Source organism: Streptomyces sp. NPDC040432 (genome assembly GCF_055595445.1).
In genome coordinates this window covers 354,145-370,962 of the sequence record NZ_JBVIVP010000006.1, presented here as the reverse complement: position 1 = coordinate 370,962, position 16,818 = coordinate 354,145, and the positions used below count along the sequence as shown (strand labels likewise).

Below are 16,818 nucleotides of genomic sequence, written 5' to 3'. Positions count from 1 at the left end.
CAGGGCTCAACCGATGTCGAGGACCAGGTCGGCCCGGTCGCGCCCGCGGGCGACGAGCCGGGCGTTGGCCTCGTCCGAGCGGAGGACCCAGGCCCTGGCCCGGGCGGGATCCTTGCCGTGGCGCACGTGGCGGTCGATCAGGCGGGCCACGCGCAGGACGTCATCGGGCGCCAGGTACCACACCTCGTCGAGGAGGGGCCGGACCCGCGCCCAGTCCCCCGCGTCGTGCAACAGGTAGTTTCCCTCCGTGATGACCAGCGGCACGGTCGGGTCGACGGGGATGCTCCCGGCGACGGGTTCCTCGATCGTGCGGTCGAAAGCCGGGGCGTAGACCGTGCCGCCGTCCTCCTCGCGCAGGCGGCGCAGCAGCGCGGCGTATCCGGCGGCGTCGAAGGTGTCCGGCGCCCCCTTGCGATCGGCCCGCCCCAGCCGGGCCAGTTCCGCACCGGCGAGGTGGAAGCCGTCCATCGGCACGACCACCGCGCGGGAGAACCCGAGGTCGGCGGCCAACCGCTCCGCCAAGGTCGACTTGCCGGCGCCCGGGGGCCCGGCGATGCCGAGGATCCGCCGACCGCCCCGGGCGGCCAGCGCCCGGGCCCGTTCCGTCAGCTCGGTCCGATCCGTCGGTTCGCGCGACTCCGTCGTGTCCACACGCCGTATCCTGCCGGACCCGGTCCGGCAGGCGGACCGGAACGGGTGACTCGCGTCGTGGGTTCACCGCGGAACGAGGTCGTTCGGGTGGTCGGTGCGTTCAGTCGACGTCCAGGTGGTAGGCGCCGGCCCGCGCGTCGGCGAAGAGGGTGAACTGCACCAGCGGTACCCCCTCCGCGCCGTCGGTGTCCATCTCCACCGGCTCGGCGTCCACCAGGACGTACTCGCCGTATCCTTCGAAGTCTCCCGGCCCGTCCGCGACCCCGATGTGGATCGGGGTGTCGTCGGGCAGGTTCGCGAGGGCGTCACGCAGGCGCACTGCGGTCCATACCTGCGGGGTGTGGTCGAACGTCTCAGCCATGCGCCGAGGTTAGAACCACCGCGACCCGAGTCGCCGGTACGCCGCGCCGTGGCATGCGGCCCGGTCACCACCCGGCGCACACCCCGCCGTAAACCGGTTGCGGTGACCCCGTGACCTCCACCCTGCCGGATCGTTTCTCTTCATGTCGCGCCAGGTGTATGCCCCGCAAACCCCCCGCGGCGTGCGCGACTGACGAAGGCCATGGGAGCACCATCTCTCCCATGGCCTTCGTCCGTGTTCCGGTCGGTGCGGAAGGAGCGTTTCAGCGCCGCTCGTTGCCGGGATGTCGCTTTCCTGCACCCCGATCGGTGCGGATCTCGCCGGGAGCCAACTACAGCAGCCCGGAGGTGAGTACCATCCGGCAGCAACACACCAGGTCTCACAGGAGAGCGAGCCGACATGGCAGACGAGCTGGACACCACGCCCATCCACAGCCTGTACGCGGAGCGGTTCGCCGCGGATCTGGAGACCAACCGCAAGGAGCAGGAGGACCTTTCCTCGCGGATCACGGAGCTCGACGCCCGACTGAAGCAACTGAAGGCGGACGAGGACTGGCTCTGCGGCGTCCAGGGCGCGGTCCCTCCGGCGGGGGTCCTCGTGGGCGGTTCTCCCGGCGCACTCGCGCCGGCACCGCTCCCCGCCGCCGAGGAGGCACCGTCCCCGTCGTCCCGGGCCGTTCCCAAGCCCCGGCAGGCGAAGAAGGCGTCGGGCACCGCACCCCGCGCACGTAAGGCGGCCACGGCCAAGAAGTCCCCCGGCGGCGCCACCGCGACCAGGACCCGCACCGCTACGGCGACCAGGGCGAAGACAACGGAGGCGAAGGCCGCACCGGTTGCGGCGGCACCTACGAAGGCGACCGCCGACGCGACGGCCGCCACGAAGGCCACCCAGGCCAAGGCCGCACCGGAGGCGCCCGCGAAGGCCGCCCCGACCAAGGCCGAGAAGGCCGTCAAGGCCGTGAAGACGGCCGCCGGCGCCAAGACGGAGAAGGCCACCCCCGTCAAGGCGGAGAAGGCCACCCCCGTCAAGGCCGAGAAGGCCACCCCGGCCGAGAAGAAGGCATCCGTCCCGACACCCGCCAAGGTCGCCGAGCCGCCCCTGCGCGAGCTCGTCCTGGCCCTGCTGACCGGCGCGGCCGAGCCCCGCATGGTCAGTGAGGTGTCCACCGAGCTGACGGCCGCGCACCCGAGCCGGTCCACGTCCACCCAGGTGGTGCGCAACACCCTGGAGGGCCTCGCCAAGAAGGGGCTCATCGAGAAGGACAACAAGCAGGGTTCGGTGATGTACACCGCTCCCCGGCCCGCGGTGGACGGTCCGGCGCCGCAGGCGCCGACCGAGGAGAAGCCCGCGGCCGCGACCCCGGTGGTGGCGTCCGAGGCCTGATCGCCCGCCGATCGACCCACCGCACGACCCGCACCACACCCCACCGCCCGCACCGTGCCCGCCGCTCCGACGGCCGCACGGGCGGGCGGTCGGTCGTTCGGGGGCCGGCGGTGTGCCCGGCGGTATGCCCGGGGTTTCCCTCAGCGGTCGGACCCGCGCGTGTCGTCGGCACGGGCCGGGGCCGGCCGGGCCGCGGGACGGCCGGGGTCGTCGTCCGCGTCCGGGCCGTCGAGGCCTTGCAGACCCTGCAGCCCGGGGAAACGGTACGGATCGAGCGCCCACTTCGGCGTTCGGGACGAGAGTGCGTACGTCGGTGCGGTGGTCATCGAACCTCCCGAGGGTCGTCACTGAACGTCATGACTCATCACTCTCCGCGCGCGGTTGCGCAAGGGGTGCGCTTCCACCCGAACGCCCCCAATGACATCTCGTCACATCGCGATCCGGCCGCCGTTCGGAGGGGCCTGACGGGCCGTCGAAGGGGCACAGGGGTGAAGACGTTTCCATCATGACAGGTCAGACGGCATTTTCGTAGGACGAACGGCACAGCCGATTGCCCTTGTTTGGGCACCTGTGCGGCTTTCAGAATCACCGTCATGGATCACACGGTGCAGATCAATCACGACGCAGTCCTCCGGGCCCGGGTGGCCCTCCTCGGATCGGGGACCCTGCCGGTACGCCAACGGGTCGCCGCCTATCGCGTGCTCGTCCGGGTGAGCCCGCTCGCCTACCTGCCCGCACTGGTGGGGGCGTTGTACGAGTACAGCAGTCAGGAGTTCTGGGACCGTCCCGCGATATCCCTCGCCCTCCGCACGGAGGCCTTGGTCGCCGCACGCCGGATGTGCGCTCTGGAAGGGGGATGGGAGGAGCTCCTCGCCGAGGCGCTGGCCGGGTACCGCGAGCAGCTGGCCCTGATGGGTCGGGACGGAGAACTCGAAGCCGTGGACGCCGAGATGCGCGCGCTCGGCTTCGGCCTTCAGGAAGCGCTGACGAGATTGAGGCGTCCGCGGGGCACCGCGTAGGAAGCGCGGGTGGTCCCGGCGCCGCTCGCCGGGACCACCCGCGTCGACCGGAACCTCGACCGGACCGTCCGCCACCGCTCGCGCCCGAACGCACGGGGTGCCGGTTTGACTGGGTGGGCGTCCGTTCTGAAGAGTCACCGCATGAACGAGAACCTCCTGTCCCTCCCCGTCGCCGAACAGCTCTCCCCGTCCGTCAGCCTGCGCCGGATCGGCGAGCTCCCCCTGGTCGTCGTCGACCATCCCGGGGTGCGCGCCGCCGTGACCCTCCAGGGTGCGCAGGTCGTCGGCTGGCAGCCCACGGGGGCGGAGCCGGGCCTGTGGCTCAGCGAGAGGACGGAGTGGACCGCAGGGCGGGCCGTCCGGGGCGGGGTTCCGCTCTGCTGGCCGTGGTTCGGACCGGCCGGCAGCCCCTCGCACGGGTTCGCGCGGATCACCACGTGGGAACTCGACGCACATGAGGAGTCCGCCGAGGGCGTGCGGCTGACCCTCACCCTCCGGGACACCGAGGAGACCCGCGTCCTGTGGCCGCACCCGTTCACACTCGTCGCCCGCATCGCGCTCGGCGAGACCTGTGACATCGAGTTGGAGGCGCACGGCGACTACGAGACCACCGCCGCCCTGCACACCTACCTCCGGATCGGGGACATCGACGCGGTGGGCCTCACCCGGTTGGGCGGGCGGTACACCGACAACCTCCTCGGTACCCAGGACACGGCGGAGGAGGAACTGCGGCCCGTCGGCCGCGTCGAGCGGGTCTACACCGAGCCGGTCGACCGCTCCCTGGTCCACGACGAGGGGCTCGCCCGCACGATCGTGGTGCACCACCGGCACCAGAGCGACGTCGTGGTCTGGAACCCGGGCCCCGAGCTCTCGCACACCATGGCGGACCTCACCGACGACGGCTACCGCCGGTTCGTGTGCGTGGAGACGGCCCGACTGGCCCGCCCCCTGGTCAGCACCCCCGGGAACCCGGCCCGGCTGGCGGTCACCCTGCGGGCCCTCCGGGGTCAGGCCGGGTCGGCGGGGTCCGGGCGTCCGGTGTGACGTGCGAGGGCCGTGCGCCGTTGTTCGGGGCATGGACGAATTGCTGGACGTGCTGCTCGACGGTGTGACCGAGCCGCGCCTGAAACTGATCAGCGGGGACGAGGCCCGGGCCCTGATGGTGCTCCTCTGCGCACTGGAGGACGACGGGCAGACCGAGGAGGTCCGCAGAGCGGCGGGAGAGATGCGCTCCCGCCTGGTGTCCCGGCTGGCCTGAGGCCGGACGGACGACGGAGGGGCCGGTCCCCGCGGGGACCGGCCCCTCCGTCGTTCCTGCTGTCCGCTCCGCCCACCCGGGACCGGCGGGCGGACGCTACGGGTTGAGGCGCGTGTTCACCAGGTACCGGGCCTGCTCGGAAAGCTCCTTCCGCCGTGCGCCCTCCTCCAACAGCCTCAGTTCCCCCTGAAGCGCCAGTTCGGTACGCAGCACCGTGCTCCGGGGCACCGGAACGCGTTGCCCGGGCTTCTCGGTGAACGGTTGCAGTTCGGCAGCCAGCGCCTGGGCATCGTCCGAGGTACCGCGGCGCAGCGAGAGGAACACCCGGGAAAGCCAGTCGGCCGGGATCTTCACCATGAAATCGTCCATGGGGAGACAACGGCTCACGATCCCGGCCCGTCACGGCATTCCACCCTTTCCGGATGGGCCGGTCAGCCGAACCTCTCACCTGACCGGTCCAGCGCATCGGCCGCGCCACCACCGACGACGGTGTGCGGAACGGTCCGATGAGCGGCGCGTGGGGCGGGGACCCGGTACCGGGCACGTCGTCACGCACCCGTCCCTCGCACACCCGCGACGGCTCACGGCCGCCGCGGGGAAGGAAGTCATGAACCTGAACCATCAGAACGCGACGGCGCGGCGGCCCCGCGTGCGCTCCCGGGTCCTGCTCGCCTCGCTGGCCGCGGTGGCGGCGCTCACCGGCCAGCTCGTCGCGTACGCCCCGGCGGCCTCGGCCGACGGCCCCGGTCCGTCGGGCCAGAACACGGCGCCGTCCGCACCGGGCAGGCAGGACCCGCCCTCCGGCAAGGAGAAGGACCAGGGCAAGGACAAGAAGTCGACCAAGGTCCTGCACGGACTGCGGCAGTTCACCTCCGACAACACCTTCACCCCGCCCGCCGGCGTCACCTCGGTGTTCGTGCAGGCGTGGGGTGCCGGGGGTGGCGGCGGCGGGGGCGGCGGTGGCGGCACCACGCCGCGCAACGCCAACCCCGGTGGGACCGGTGGCGGCGGTGGCGGCGGCGGCTTCACCTGGTGCGTCGTCCAGGTCAAGCCGCTGGCCGACTACGGAGTGGACGTCGGCGAGGGCGGCGTCCTCGGTGCGGGCGGCCCCGGCGGAACCATGGGCGGCCCCGGCACCGCCGGTACGGCCGGCGGCACCGGCTCGGCCTCGATGCTGACCCGCTCCTCCGACAACACGGTCCTGCTCAACGCGACGGGCGGCGGCGGGGGCGGCGGCGGCGGCGGCGGCGCGGCCGTCGCAGGCGCCCCCGGCACGCCGGGCGCGGGCGGCAGCGGCTCGTGCTCCACGGGCGGCGTGAACCGGCTCGGTGAACCCGGCAACGCCGACGGGACCGGTGGCGGGACCGGTGGCGGCATCGTCGAACTCCCTCCGGGTGCCGCGGTGGGCGGCAACGGTGGACCCGGCGGGGCGGTCGCGCCCCTCGGAGTCGCCGGTACGCCGGGCCAACCCGGCGGCGACGGCTACGTGGTCATCTACTGGTAGCTCCCGACCCGTTCGGACGGCACCGTCCGCGCGTACCCGCTCCCCGGCAGCTCTTCCCGGCCGGGGAGCGGGCGCGCCCACGACTGGCATGCGGATGCTCGACGGGGCGGCACGGCAGGGGTGGGAACAGAACCTGAGCACGTGCGCGGGCGGCGGACACCAAGGTCCCCCGCAGGCAGGGGCAGCCCGCCCGGGTCTCGTCCCGGACCCTTGATGCGCAGGCTCCAGCTGTGGCCGACCCTCCTCGGCGCCGCCGCGTGGCTCGCGCTGACCTTCACCTGGGGTTCATCACCTTCGAGGTGCCGAAGGCTTCGCGCGTCAGCAAGATCCAGTCTTCGATGAACAGCGGCTTCTCGCCGAACACCGGTCGGTGGAGGGTGCCCTGAACCCGGCCGTCGCACGGTCGGGCGGGCGTCCCGCCGGCCGGCCGCACTCACTTCGGAGCCCGCCGGAGGCGGTTTCGTTCCGCCGCCGGGAGGACGCACCCCTACACTTGTGCCGCCCGGCCGAAGGCGCCGGCTTCAGGGGAGCGAAGTCCGAAGTGAGCAGCATCAGCAGCGACGCGCCGATCTACGACCAGCTCATACGGGAGCGGGGCGATGTACCGGGCCAGGTCCGGCGGGAGGCCGAGGAGATCCACCGGGCCCTCGCCCAGGTGATGGCACGGCGTCCTCCGGCGGGCATGCCGACCTGGCGGACGTCCTAGGTCAGGTCCCCGGGCGTCGGCCCCGGGCGGGCGTTCAGGACGTCCGGACCCGTGGCCACGGCGAGGCCGGCGACCGGTTCGGCTCCGGGCAGCCGTAGGAAGAACCGTCCCGGGACGATGAGCTTGCCGCGGCGGCTGCCGCTGCCGACGAGTACGTACGGGAGTTCGGCGACGGCCGGATCCACCAGGAGCGGCCAGTCGGCGGGCAGGCCCAGTGGGGTGATCCCGCCGTATTCCATGCCGGTCCGCTCCACGGCGGTCGCCATGGGGGCGAAGGACACCTTGCGGGCCCCCAGGTGCCGGCGGACGGCGCCGTTGACGTCGACGCGACTGCCGGAGAGCACCAGGCAGGCGGCCAGGGTCGTGCCGCCTCCCCGTTTGGCCGCGACGACGACGCAGTTCGCCGACGTGTCCAGCAGTTCCTGCCCGTAGTGGGCGACGAAGGCCGCGGTGTCGGCGATCGCCGGGTCGGTGTCGACGTAGACGATCTCTTCGACGGGCAGGTCCCCGGCGCGGCCGCGAACGGCTTCGGCGACGGGGGACGTCAGCTCGTCGAGGCAGTCGGGGGCGGGACGGGCCTGGTCGAAGGGGCCGATCGGAGCGCGCATGCCCGTACGTTAACAGCGGGCCGGTGGGCGTCCTGATCCCGATCCGCTCCCGAACCCGACCTCGGTGGACTCACGGCAGGGGCATGCGTACGTCCGGCCGACTCGCCCCCTGACGCGGTGCCCCTTTCCCTGTCACGGGGCGGGGACGCCCGAGGGGCGGCCGGTGGTCGGTGCCGGACGTCAAGGCCGCGCGGGGCCCGGTCACCCCCGCCCGAGCCTCCCCCGAACGGGCCTCCCCCGGCAGGGGCGTTCAGAGGGGTGTGGAGGAGGTCAGCAGGTCGGTGATCAGGATGCTGGTCCTGCGGCCGGAGTGCTGCTTGATCAGGCCCTCCTTCGCCGCGCCGCGAACGGCCGCCGTGGTGGTGCCGGAATCGGCGGGGGTCAGGGTCACCGTGACCACGACCGGGTTCATTCCCGCGTACCCGCCGCCGACGAGCGCCCGGACCACGGACCCTGCGGGGTCGCCCGGGCCGGGGGTCTCCAGGAGACGGCCCACGCGCGCCAGAGTCTCGGCGACGTGCCTCACCGCGCGGTCCAGGGGCAGCTCCAGGGTCAGGGACGTTTCGTGGACGTCCTTGCGCAGGTACCGTGCCGCGAGCCTGGCCCCGAACCGCCCGCCGGATCCGCCGCCGACGGCTCCGGCAGCGCCCAGCGCGTCCGCGAGTATCCGGTCCTCGTCGTTCACCATCGCGTCAGGGTACCGGTCGGCGCGGGGCTGTCGGCGATCGGTGCGCCACGGGCCATTGGACGATCCAGGTCGCGTCCTCGGGGTCGGCGTCCTCCCGGTCGGCGAGGCTGCGATCGAGGAGTTCGGTGCGCCGCTCGTCCAGCGCGGCGAGCTCGGGGTGCGGCGGCGACGAAGGGCAGTACGCGCGGAACCTGTCGGTCCGGTCGGGCCGCGGCCGAATCGCGCTCCAGGCACCGGGCAGCGCCACCAGCAGGATCACGGTGGCGGCGGCGAGCAGGCGTGCCGCCCATTCGGCCGGGCTGCGCGGAACGGAATCCAGCACCGCGGCCGTCAGGAAACCGCCGGCGAACAGCGCGAAGATCACGTACAGGGCGGCCGAACACGATGCCGGCCGCTCCCCTTCATGCCGCGGCACCCCGGGGGGAAGCGTTTCCTCGTACCTCCGGTGGAAGGCGGAGCCCACCGGAGGTTGCTGGGTCTCCCGCAGGACGTGGCCGAGGGTGGCGGGGGCCCCGTGCCGCCGGACGACCTCCAGCAGGTCCTCCGCGACGGGGTGGCCGGGGGGCCGGTCGAGGTCGCAGGCCTGGAGGGTCAGTCGCACCACCGCGTCGTCGTCGATCAGGATCAGCTCCCCGTTCAGGAGCGCGGCTCCCGCGGCTCTTCCGGAGGATCCGGGATCGGCCTTCATCCCGACCCAGTACGGATCGAGGTCGGCGGCGGCGAACCGGGCGTACGCCCTGCGGTTGGCCGACCGGCGCCCCACCCACAGCAGCCCGAGCGCCGCGCAGGGGATCAGGAGGACGAGCAAGGAGATCTTGACGAGGGCGAGTTGGTGCACCGCAGGAGGCTGGGCCGCGGCCGGCGCCGGCGTCGAACCATTTGCCCGGGCATCGACGACACGGCCCCGGGGACCGGGCGTGAGAGGCGGGTGTGAGCCGAACGAGGGCTCCTCGGCCGGGTGGCCGACCGGGTTGGGGCGACGGAGGGTCCCGCCGCTGCAAGCTGGGAGCCACCCACGAAAGGACCTGTCCCATGGCGAACGTGCGGCGCATCGTCGACACCGAGACGCGTGAGATCGAAGTCTTCGAACTGGTCATGGACGAGGCGGGGCCGGCGGAGATGCGCGCCGACCCCGAGGGGTACGTGCGGAAGGTGCTCGCCGACCACATCGACCACATCAACGGGGTGTCCTTCGACGTGCACGTGCTCGCGGAGTTGCGGAAGGCCACCGCCGTCTCCGGCGGCCCTTACGTGGTGCACCACACCGTCAGCGGGAAGTGGGAGTCCTGGGTGGAGGTCACGAACCCCAAGTAGGCCGGGCCCCGCAGGACTCGGCGCGGTCCGTCCTCCCGGGGCCGCCGTTCCACCTCGCCGGTGATCTTTCGTAAGCTCGTGATCGGCCCGTCCGCCGACCGAGCCTTCCGGCATGTGGTCCGGCGGCCCCGGGACCTCCCACGGATATCGACCGAGTCGAGGAACAACAACGTGCACCTGCCCATGAATCGACGTCTCGCCGCCGGCGCCGCCCTGCTCGCCGTCGTGGCCGGCGTCGCCCCGGCCACCGCCGCCCAGGCCGCCCCGGCCCAGGTCCCGGCCACCGCCGCCGAGGCCGCGCGGATCTCCAAGTCCGGGCTCCCCGCGCCCGATCTGGAAGGCCTGCTCCAGGCGCTGCAGAACACGACCGCCCAGGGCGCGCCGGGTGCGCTGGCCCGCATCGGTGGGGTCGACGGCGTGCAGAGCAAGACGGTCGGCGTGCGCGACACGACCACGGGCGCGGCCATGGACACCCGGGCCCGGTTCCGGATCGGCAGCGTCACCAAGACCTTCTCCAGCGTCGTGCTGCTCCAGCTGGTCGACGAGAAGAAGATCGACCTGGACACGTCGGTCAACCACTACCTGCCGGGGCTGCTGCCGGACGACCGGATCACGGTGCGTCACCTGCTGACGCACCGCAGCGGGCTGGCGGACTACACGAACGCCATGTTCGAGCAGACCGTTCCCGGCTTCGAGGCCGTCCGGAACAAGCAGTTCAGCTACCAGGACCTGGTGACGCTCTCGCTCAGCGAGCCGCGCACCACCGAGCCGGGCGTGTCGTACAAGTACTCGAACGCCAACTTCGTGGTCGTCGGCATGCTGATCGAGAAGGCCACGGGGCGTCCGGTCGCGAAGGAGTACGAGCGCCGGATCATCAAGCCGCTGAAGCTCAAGGACACCTCGTACGTGCACCCGCGCACGGAGATCAAGGGTCTGCACACCCGCGGTTACCTCACCCCGGACGAGGCCGGTCTGCCGCTGGTGGACTCGACCGAGCAGACCGCCTCCTGGGCGCAGTCGGCCGGCGCGATGATCTCGAACCCCGCCGACCTCGGCACCTTCATGTCCGCGCTGATGGCCGGCAAGCTCCTGTCGCCGGGGTCGCTGGACGCGATGCTCACCGTGACTCCCACCGACACGACCAACACCCGTTTCTACGGGCTGGGTCTGCGGCGCTACGACCTCTCCTGCGGCACCTCCGTGTACGGACACACCGGTACCGTGCAGGGCTTCTACACGTACGCCTTCGCCACGCGTGACGGCAAGCGCAGCCTCGCCGCGATGGCCAACACCTCCAACCGCGGCGTCGCGAACACGGCGCTCGGCGGAACGCTCGAAGCGGCGTTCTGCGGCAAGAAGCCGGTGAAGGCCACCGCACGCGGCTTCTCCTCCGCGCAGAACGACGCGTCCGGGCCGTCCCGCTCGGCCGTGACGTCCGCGCCGGCCGAGGTGGACCTGCCGGAGCGCAACGCCCGCTGATCCTGGGGGTCGCCGTGACCGTGCCCGACACGGTCACGGCGGCCCCGCCCGCCTCGGGAACGCCGGGCGAGGTCGGCCGAGGCCCGCCAGGTCAGGCCGTGTCGGTCTCCTGCGCGGAGGCGGCGCAGGCCTCGTGGCCCCAGCGCTTGCCGTGCTTGGCGATCATCTCCCCCGCCGCGTAGGTCCGTCCGCACGGGCAGGTGCCCGGGAACTTGGCCTTGAGGGGTCGCGACGTGCCGTTCTTCGTCCTGGCCCCGGCGGAGGGCGAGGTCGCCTTCGCGGTCCGGTTGCGGGCCGGGGCGCCGCCGGCCGGGGCCGGCACGGGAAAGTCCGTCGCACCCAGGGCGGTGCCGGAGGCCTGCTGGTTGACGGCCGCGTCACTGGCGGCCTGGTCGGCGATCGCGTTCAGGTGGTCGCCGTCCTCGCGGTGGGCGGGAACGTAGAGGAACGTCACGTCGCGTTCGGTCAGCAGCAGGTCGATCTCCTCGACCAGTTCGCGGTTGGCCACGGCCTTGCCCCCGGAGGTCTTCCACCCGTTGCGCTTCCAGCCGGGCAGCCACTGGGTCACGGCCTTCATCGCGTACTGGGAGTCCATGCGGATCTGCACCGGTGTTCCCGGCACGAGCGCCTCCAGCAGCTTCTGGAGTGCGGTCAGTTCACCGACGTTGTTGGTGGCGCGCCCCAGCGCGCCGGATTCCCAGCGCTCGGGGCGCCCTTCGGCGTCCGCGATGACCCAGGCCCATCCGGCAGGTCCCGGGTTTCCCTTGGACGCCCCGTCACAGGCGGCAATGATGCGTTCAGACATCCCCCGATCATGCCTCACCCCCGCACCCGAAGGGGCCCGGACCCCACGGGTCGGCGGCCGACGGCGCCCTCCGCACGAGGAGCCGCCGGTCGCCGGCCGATCAGTAGGTGTAGCTCAGGCCCGACTTGTAGGGCGTGAGGGTCCGCTGGCTGACGACACCCCGGTAGGTGTACCAGCCCCACTTCTTGCACATCACCTGGTAGCTGAGGGTGTTGTGCGCGCCGGACCCCACGCGTACGCGCGGATAGATGACGTTGTCCCCCCAGTCGCCTCCGGCCGGCCCGCTCGAATAGGCGTCGACTCCCCAGTAGACGCCGACGACGGATCCGCCGCCGGGGCAGTTCCAGCTGCCGAAGTTGACCCAGACGTTCCCTCCCGTCCACGCACTGGCCGGAGCGGCGGTGAGACCGACGACCCCCATGGCCATCAGCGAACCGACCAGGACCGAGCGGCTCTTCCTGAGCAGCGATCCACGCATGAGACCTCCCCTGTGCGGCCGGGCGCATCCGCGTCCGGCCGTGCGCAGCAGATTCCCATACGGATCACAGGATTGTCTGAATTTCCTGGCAATCAAGTGAAAGTAGAACTCATAACCGGTATCAGCCCGTTCGTTCGAATGCCTCCGGTGGAGCCGGGGCGTGGTGGGCGAGCGCGGTGTGCGGGTCGGGGGCCGTCGGATCGGACCGGGCGTGGTCGGTGTGCACCGTGGCCGCCGTCAGTCGCGGGATGGCGTGGATCAAGGCGTGCTCCGCCGCGTGCGCGAGGGCGTGGGCCCGGACCACGGTGAGCCACGGATCGACGACGATGTCGGCCTCCGCGCGCAGGGTGTGTCCGATCCAGCGCAGTCGGACGCGGCCGGTGCCGAGGACCCCGTCCACCTGTCCCAGCGCGTGTTCGGCGGCGTCCACCAGCGCCGGGTCGACCGCGTCCATCAGCCGTCGGCAGACCTCGCGGGCCGCCGCGGCCAGGACGTACAGGATGGCGAGGGTGATCAGGAGGCCGACGACCGGGTCGGCCGCGGGCACTCCGAGAGCCGTGCCCGCGGCGCCGAGGAGCACGGCAAGGGAGCCGAACCCGTCGGTGCGGGCGTGCAGTCCGTCGGCGATCAGCGCGGCCGAGCCGATGCGCCGGCCCGTGCGGATGCGGTAGCGGGCCACCCACTCGTTGCCCACGAACCCGACCAGGGCGGCTGCGGAAACCGCCGACAGGTGGGTGATCCCGCGCGGGTTCACCAACCGGTCGACGGCCACGTAGGCCGCGAGGGCCGCGGAGGCGGCGATGGTGGCCACGATGACGATCCCCGCGAGGTCCTCCGCGCGGCCGTAACCGTACGTGTAGCGGCGGTTGGCGGCCCGCCTTCCGAGGACGAAGGCGACGGCCAGGGGGACGGAGGTCAGGGCGTCGGCGGCATTGTGGACGGTGTCGCCGAGCAGGGCCACCGACCCCGAGAGGGCGACGACCAGGGCCTGGATCAGGGTCGTCGCCCCCAGGACGGCCAGTGAGATCCAGAGCGTGCGCATCCCGTCGCGGGACGCCGCCATGGCCGCGTCGACCTTGTCTGCGGCCTCGTGGCGGTGGGGCCTGAGCAGGTGGCCGATCCGGTGCCGGAGCCGTCGCACGGGGTGCGCTCCGTCGGAAGCCCGGCCCGGTTCGGGCGCGTGATCGTGACCGTGGTGGGGGTGGTCGGCCTTCGGCGTGTGCTGATGCGCCTCCATGGAGCCCACCGTGGCATACGAAACGCATTGCGGCTACGACCGTCATACCCGCTCCGACCAGGTGCGCTTCACGTGCAACTGCGTACGGCCACCGGCAACGGAACGGCCTCGTTCGACCGACCCCCGGGCGCGCCCCGGAGCGGGTTCCGCGGGGTGTGGGACCCGGTCGGCGTTCCGGCCGGGTCCTACAGGTCGATCCAGTACCTCCGCTTGGGCCCGATGAGCGTCTCCCGGACGTCTTCCAGTACGCCGCCGGCCCGCTCGATGGTCCTGATCGAGGCGGTGTTGTCGGGGTCGCAGGTGAGCAGGACCCGGTCCATTCCGAGCACCCGCGCCTCGTGCAGCACCGCGGTCAGCGCGCGCCCGGCCACTCCGCGGCCGCGCGCCGAGGGGCGCACGCTGTAGCCGATGTGTCCGCCCGCGTCGAGGAGGAAGGCGTTCAGGTAGTGCCGCAGGTCGATGGCGCCCAGGTAGGTGTCGTCCTCGACGATCCACCAGTGGGTGGCGTGTACGCGGCCCTGCTCGATCGGCAGCGTGCGATCCGCGTAGCCGCGCAACCGCTCGACCCACGCCGCGAATCCCTCGGGGGTCTCGACGTCGTCGTCGGAGCCGAGACCGGCTCCGTCCATGTGCGCGTCGTCGCCCCATTCGGCGCGTGCGGCGAGCCAGGAGGAGTGCAGCCCGGCGGTGGGTGCGATCAGTTCGGGCATTCCCGCACGATAACAGCCGGTCATCCGGCCTGGTCGCGGCAGCCCTCGGGCCCGGGTGGCCCTCGGGCCCGGGCGGGCCGAGGACGTCAGCGTGCGCGCCGGGGGCCGCCGCGTTGTGGCCGCCGACGGGCGGGCGAGGCTTCGGGGGCGGCCTGCGGCGAGGAGAAGCCGCCGGGAACCGCCGTACGGGACTGCTGGGCGACGGCGGGGGCGGCGACCGGGGCTCCTGCGGCGGCGGGGCGTTGGGCGCGGCCGAGGACCGAGAGGTTGCCGATCAGGGGGGCGCAGGACTGGCACACCTCCGCGAGGGTCCACACCTGTCCCACGGCCGGATTGTGGACGAGGACGAGCAGCGGCGTACCCGCGCAGGAGGCCCTGCTGCCCTCGTGGTAGGCGCATTCGGCGGCTCCGCAGGCGCACGCGGCGTTGGGGCGTACGGTCGCGAGGCGGGCGTGGGCGCGGGCGTGTTCGGCGGCGAAGCGTCGCATGGCGCCGGTGTCCTTCGACCGGGGCGGCATCCGGCAGGCCTCGACACTGCAGGTGACGGAGACGCTGTGGTCGCCGTGACCGATCAACCGGACGGTCCAGGTCCGACCGGGTACGCGGGATCCGGGAATCATCGTCAAGGGTGGGCCGTCCGTTCACATATGCGGTGGTGTGCCGGGTTTTTGACGTCTTCACGACCGTGGACGGCCGGCTCCGCGCCGAGCGGCCTCGCTCCGGAACGCAGCGCGGAGGGAGGCGGGTCGCGAGGTGAACGTCACATCGAGGCGAAGACGGGCGGGGAGAGGGGGGCACTTCGGCCGAACACGGCCTCAATGTCTTTGTCGCACGCGGCCGGGCGCACTGTCAACGGGACGTCACCGCGTACGTCACCACACCCTTCGACCGGCCGGTGGTTCCCCGGTGAAGCGGAGTGAGCCGTTCGGTGGTCCTGAGCTCGGCTCGTAGCGCTTATCGTCTGCTTACCTCACCAGGACCCTTCGCGCAGGAGCACCACCATGGCCCACCTCATACGTCGCCCCTCCCGAGCGGCGGCCCTCGCCACCGCCGCCCTGCTGGCCGTGCCCGCCCTCGCGGCCTGCGGCGGGGAGGCGAAGGACAAGGCCGACCCGAAGCCGTCCGCCTCGGCCACGGCGAGCCCGGAGGCCAAGCCCGCCGTCATCCCCGCGACCCTGACCGGGCAGAAGCCCGACTGGCAGAAGTGTCCGGCGCCGTCCGCCGCGCAGGGCGGCGGCAAGGCCCCCGGCAGCGGCTGGGAGTGCGCCACGATGAAGGCGCCCCTCGACTACGCCAAGCCGGACGGCGAAACCCTGGACATCGCGCTGATCCGCAAGAAGGCCACGGACGCCGGCAAGCGCGTCGGCTCACTGGTCTACAACTTCGGTGGTCCCGGCGGTTCGGGCGTCGAGACGCTCCCCGGTGCCGCCGACGAGTACAAGAAGCTCAACGCGGCCTACGACCTGGTGAGCTTCGATCCGCGCGGGGTGGGCAACAGCGCCGGGATCACCTGCCTGGACGACAAGACGCTGGATCAGGCCGTCGAGAACGCGGACCCGATGGTGGACGTGCGCACGTTCACCGAGGCCTGCAAGAAGAACTCCGCGAAGGTCCTCCCCCACGTCGGCACGGTCAACGCGGCCCGCGACATGGACCTGCTGCGTCAGGTGCTCGGCGACCGGAAGCTGAACTACTTCGGCATCTCCTACGGCACCCAGTTGGGCGGCGTCTACGCCCACCTGTTCCCGGGCAACGTCGGCCGCACCGTGCTGGACGCCGTCGTCGACCCCACGGCCGACGAGGTGCAGGGGGCCCTCGGCCAGGCCAAGGGCTTCCAGCTGGCACTGGACCACGCGATGAAGTGGTGCCGGGACACGTACACGGCCAACTGTCCGACCGGGCCGAGCGACGCCGAGGGCAACAAGCGGATCGCCGCCATGCTGGAGAAGCTGGGGACCAGGCCCGCCCCGACCGAGGGAGGTCGCAAGCTGACCTCGGAACTGGCGCTCACCGGCATCGTCGCCACCCTCTACGACAAGGAGGGCTGGGAGTACCTCGTCCAGGGCCTCGGCGAGGTGATGAAACTCGGTACGGGCAACATGCTGCTGGCCATCGCCGACGGCTACAACGGGCGTGGTGAGGACGGCCGCTACAGCAACCTGCACGCCGCGAACATGGCGATCAACTGCGCCGACACCAGCCGCCGTCACACGGTCGAGGAGACCAAGGCGCAGGAGGCCACGTTCCGCGCGGCGTCCCCGGTCTTCGGGCAGGACATGGCGGAGGGCCTGCTCGGCTGTTCCGAGTGGCCGGTGCGCGGTACGACGGACAAGCCGGTGGTCGACGCGGCGGGCGCCGCGCCGATCCTGGTCATCGGCAACGCCGGTGACCCGGCGACCCCGGTCGAGGGCGCGAAGCGGATGGCCGACGCGCTCGGCAAGGGGGTCGGCGTGAACGTGACGGTGCAGGGCGAGGGCCACGGCACGTACGGCACCAACACCTGCGCCACCAGGACCATCGACACCTTCCTGCTGGACGGCACCGTCCCCGCGGACGGCACCGTCTGCAAGTAGCCGCCCCGGCCCGCGGGACGCGTCGCGCACCACCTGTGCGCTCG

The 16,818-nt window shown here is 72.4% G+C and carries 21 protein-coding genes; 9 read left to right on the top strand and 12 right to left on the bottom strand.

Annotated elements, in window-relative coordinates:
- Positions 1-6 precede the first annotated feature (6 nt).
- Together ACZ58N_RS16930 and ACZ58N_RS16925 are read right to left on the bottom strand one after the other, a co-directional pair.
- Positions 7-651, bottom strand: coding sequence for a nucleoside/nucleotide kinase family protein (locus ACZ58N_RS16930; protein WP_471159884.1), 645 nt, complete (start codon positions 649-651; stop codon positions 7-9).
- A 100-nt stretch (positions 652-751) separates the two neighbouring features.
- Positions 752-1,012, bottom strand: coding sequence for a DUF6225 family protein (locus ACZ58N_RS16925; protein WP_471159881.1), 261 nt, complete (start codon positions 1,010-1,012; stop codon positions 752-754).
- 399 nt (positions 1,013-1,411) lie between these two features.
- Here ACZ58N_RS16925 and ACZ58N_RS16920 point away from each other — a divergent pair, with 399 nt between their 5' ends.
- Complete coding sequence (locus tag ACZ58N_RS16920; RefSeq protein ID WP_471159878.1) at positions 1,412-2,395, top strand: hypothetical protein; 984 nt, start codon at positions 1,412-1,414, stop codon at positions 2,393-2,395.
- 140 nt (positions 2,396-2,535) lie between these two features.
- Here ACZ58N_RS16920 and ACZ58N_RS16915 read toward each other — a convergent pair whose 3' ends face one another.
- A complete protein-coding gene (locus ACZ58N_RS16915; RefSeq protein ID WP_471159875.1) occupies positions 2,536-2,721 on the bottom strand; it encodes a hypothetical protein in 186 nt (61 codons plus the stop codon).
- A 267-nt stretch (positions 2,722-2,988) separates the two neighbouring features.
- On the opposite strand from ACZ58N_RS16915, the gene ACZ58N_RS16910 reads away from it, so the two are divergent.
- The 3 genes from ACZ58N_RS16910 to ACZ58N_RS16900 all read left to right on the top strand — a co-directional run bounded on the left by ACZ58N_RS16910 (position 2,989) and on the right by ACZ58N_RS16900 (position 4,672).
- Complete coding sequence (locus ACZ58N_RS16910; protein ID WP_471159872.1) at positions 2,989-3,414, top strand: hypothetical protein; 426 nt, start codon at positions 2,989-2,991, stop codon at positions 3,412-3,414.
- Positions 3,415-3,555: 141 nt separating this feature from the next.
- Positions 3,556-4,458, top strand: coding sequence for a D-hexose-6-phosphate mutarotase (locus tag ACZ58N_RS16905; protein ID WP_471159869.1), 903 nt, complete (start codon positions 3,556-3,558; stop codon positions 4,456-4,458).
- Between the two features lie 31 nt (positions 4,459-4,489).
- Positions 4,490-4,672, top strand: a complete 183-nt coding sequence (locus ACZ58N_RS16900) for a hypothetical protein (protein ID WP_471159867.1) — start codon at positions 4,490-4,492, stop codon at positions 4,670-4,672.
- Between the two features lie 96 nt (positions 4,673-4,768).
- On the opposite strand, the gene ACZ58N_RS16895 is transcribed toward ACZ58N_RS16900, so the two are convergent.
- Complete coding sequence (locus tag ACZ58N_RS16895) at positions 4,769-5,029, bottom strand: hypothetical protein (protein WP_471159864.1); 261 nt, start codon at positions 5,027-5,029, stop codon at positions 4,769-4,771.
- Between the two features lie 250 nt (positions 5,030-5,279).
- Here ACZ58N_RS16895 and ACZ58N_RS16890 point away from each other — a divergent pair, with 250 nt between their 5' ends.
- Positions 5,280-6,176: a hypothetical protein gene (locus tag ACZ58N_RS16890; RefSeq protein WP_471159861.1), complete on the top strand. Its 897-nt coding sequence runs from the start codon at positions 5,280-5,282 to the stop codon at positions 6,174-6,176.
- Positions 6,177-6,717: 541 nt separating this feature from the next.
- Positions 6,718-6,882 carry a hypothetical protein gene (locus ACZ58N_RS16885; RefSeq protein WP_389707347.1) on the top strand — a complete coding sequence of 55 codons (165 nt, stop codon included), beginning with the start codon at positions 6,718-6,720 and terminating at the stop codon, positions 6,880-6,882.
- Here ACZ58N_RS16885 and ACZ58N_RS16880 read toward each other — a convergent pair.
- The 3 genes from ACZ58N_RS16880 to ACZ58N_RS16870 form a co-directional block, all read right to left on the bottom strand.
- Positions 6,879-7,490 (bottom strand): YbaK/EbsC family protein, encoded by a 612-nt coding sequence (locus tag ACZ58N_RS16880; RefSeq protein ID WP_471159857.1) that lies wholly within the window; start codon positions 7,488-7,490, stop codon positions 6,879-6,881. The genes ACZ58N_RS16885 and ACZ58N_RS16880 overlap by 4 nt on opposite strands.
- 250 nt (positions 7,491-7,740) lie before the next feature.
- Positions 7,741-8,178: a hypothetical protein gene (locus ACZ58N_RS16875; protein ID WP_471159855.1), complete on the bottom strand. Its 438-nt coding sequence runs from the start codon at positions 8,176-8,178 to the stop codon at positions 7,741-7,743.
- Positions 8,179-8,182: 4 nt separating this feature from the next.
- Positions 8,183-9,016 carry a hypothetical protein gene (locus ACZ58N_RS16870; protein WP_471159853.1) on the bottom strand — a complete coding sequence of 278 codons (834 nt, stop codon included), beginning with the start codon at positions 9,014-9,016 and terminating at the stop codon, positions 8,183-8,185.
- Between the two features lie 194 nt (positions 9,017-9,210).
- Here ACZ58N_RS16870 and ACZ58N_RS16865 point away from each other — a divergent pair, with 194 nt between their 5' ends.
- Both ACZ58N_RS16865 and ACZ58N_RS16860 read left to right on the top strand, forming a co-directional pair.
- The gene (locus ACZ58N_RS16865; RefSeq protein WP_471159850.1) at positions 9,211-9,492 is read left to right on the top strand and encodes a hypothetical protein; all 282 of its coding nucleotides are present in this window, start codon (positions 9,211-9,213) and stop codon (positions 9,490-9,492) included.
- Positions 9,493-9,675: 183 nt separating this feature from the next.
- Positions 9,676-10,971, top strand: a complete 1,296-nt coding sequence (locus ACZ58N_RS16860) for a serine hydrolase domain-containing protein (RefSeq protein ID WP_471160141.1) — start codon at positions 9,676-9,678, stop codon at positions 10,969-10,971.
- 91 nt (positions 10,972-11,062) lie between these two features.
- Here ACZ58N_RS16860 and ACZ58N_RS16855 read toward each other — a convergent pair whose 3' ends face one another.
- From ACZ58N_RS16855 to ACZ58N_RS16835, 5 genes are all read right to left on the bottom strand, one after another.
- A complete protein-coding gene (locus ACZ58N_RS16855; RefSeq protein ID WP_471159847.1) occupies positions 11,063-11,776 on the bottom strand; it encodes a ribonuclease H family protein in 714 nt (237 codons plus the stop codon).
- 100 nt (positions 11,777-11,876) lie between these two features.
- Positions 11,877-12,254, bottom strand: a complete 378-nt coding sequence (locus tag ACZ58N_RS16850) for a hypothetical protein (protein WP_471159845.1) — start codon at positions 12,252-12,254, stop codon at positions 11,877-11,879.
- Between the two features lie 121 nt (positions 12,255-12,375).
- Positions 12,376-13,491, bottom strand: a complete 1,116-nt coding sequence (locus ACZ58N_RS16845) for a cation diffusion facilitator family transporter (protein ID WP_471159843.1) — start codon at positions 13,489-13,491, stop codon at positions 12,376-12,378.
- A 185-nt stretch (positions 13,492-13,676) separates the two neighbouring features.
- Positions 13,677-14,201, bottom strand: a complete 525-nt coding sequence (locus ACZ58N_RS16840; protein ID WP_471159841.1) for a GNAT family N-acetyltransferase — start codon at positions 14,199-14,201, stop codon at positions 13,677-13,679.
- An 86-nt stretch (positions 14,202-14,287) separates the two neighbouring features.
- A complete protein-coding gene (locus tag ACZ58N_RS16835; RefSeq protein ID WP_281206863.1) occupies positions 14,288-14,821 on the bottom strand; it encodes a hypothetical protein in 534 nt (177 codons plus the stop codon).
- Positions 14,822-15,202: 381 nt separating this feature from the next.
- Between ACZ58N_RS16835 and ACZ58N_RS16830 the strand changes: the two genes are divergently transcribed.
- Complete coding sequence (locus ACZ58N_RS16830; RefSeq protein WP_471159839.1) at positions 15,203-16,774, top strand: alpha/beta hydrolase; 1,572 nt, start codon at positions 15,203-15,205, stop codon at positions 16,772-16,774.
- Positions 16,775-16,818 lie beyond the last annotated feature (44 nt).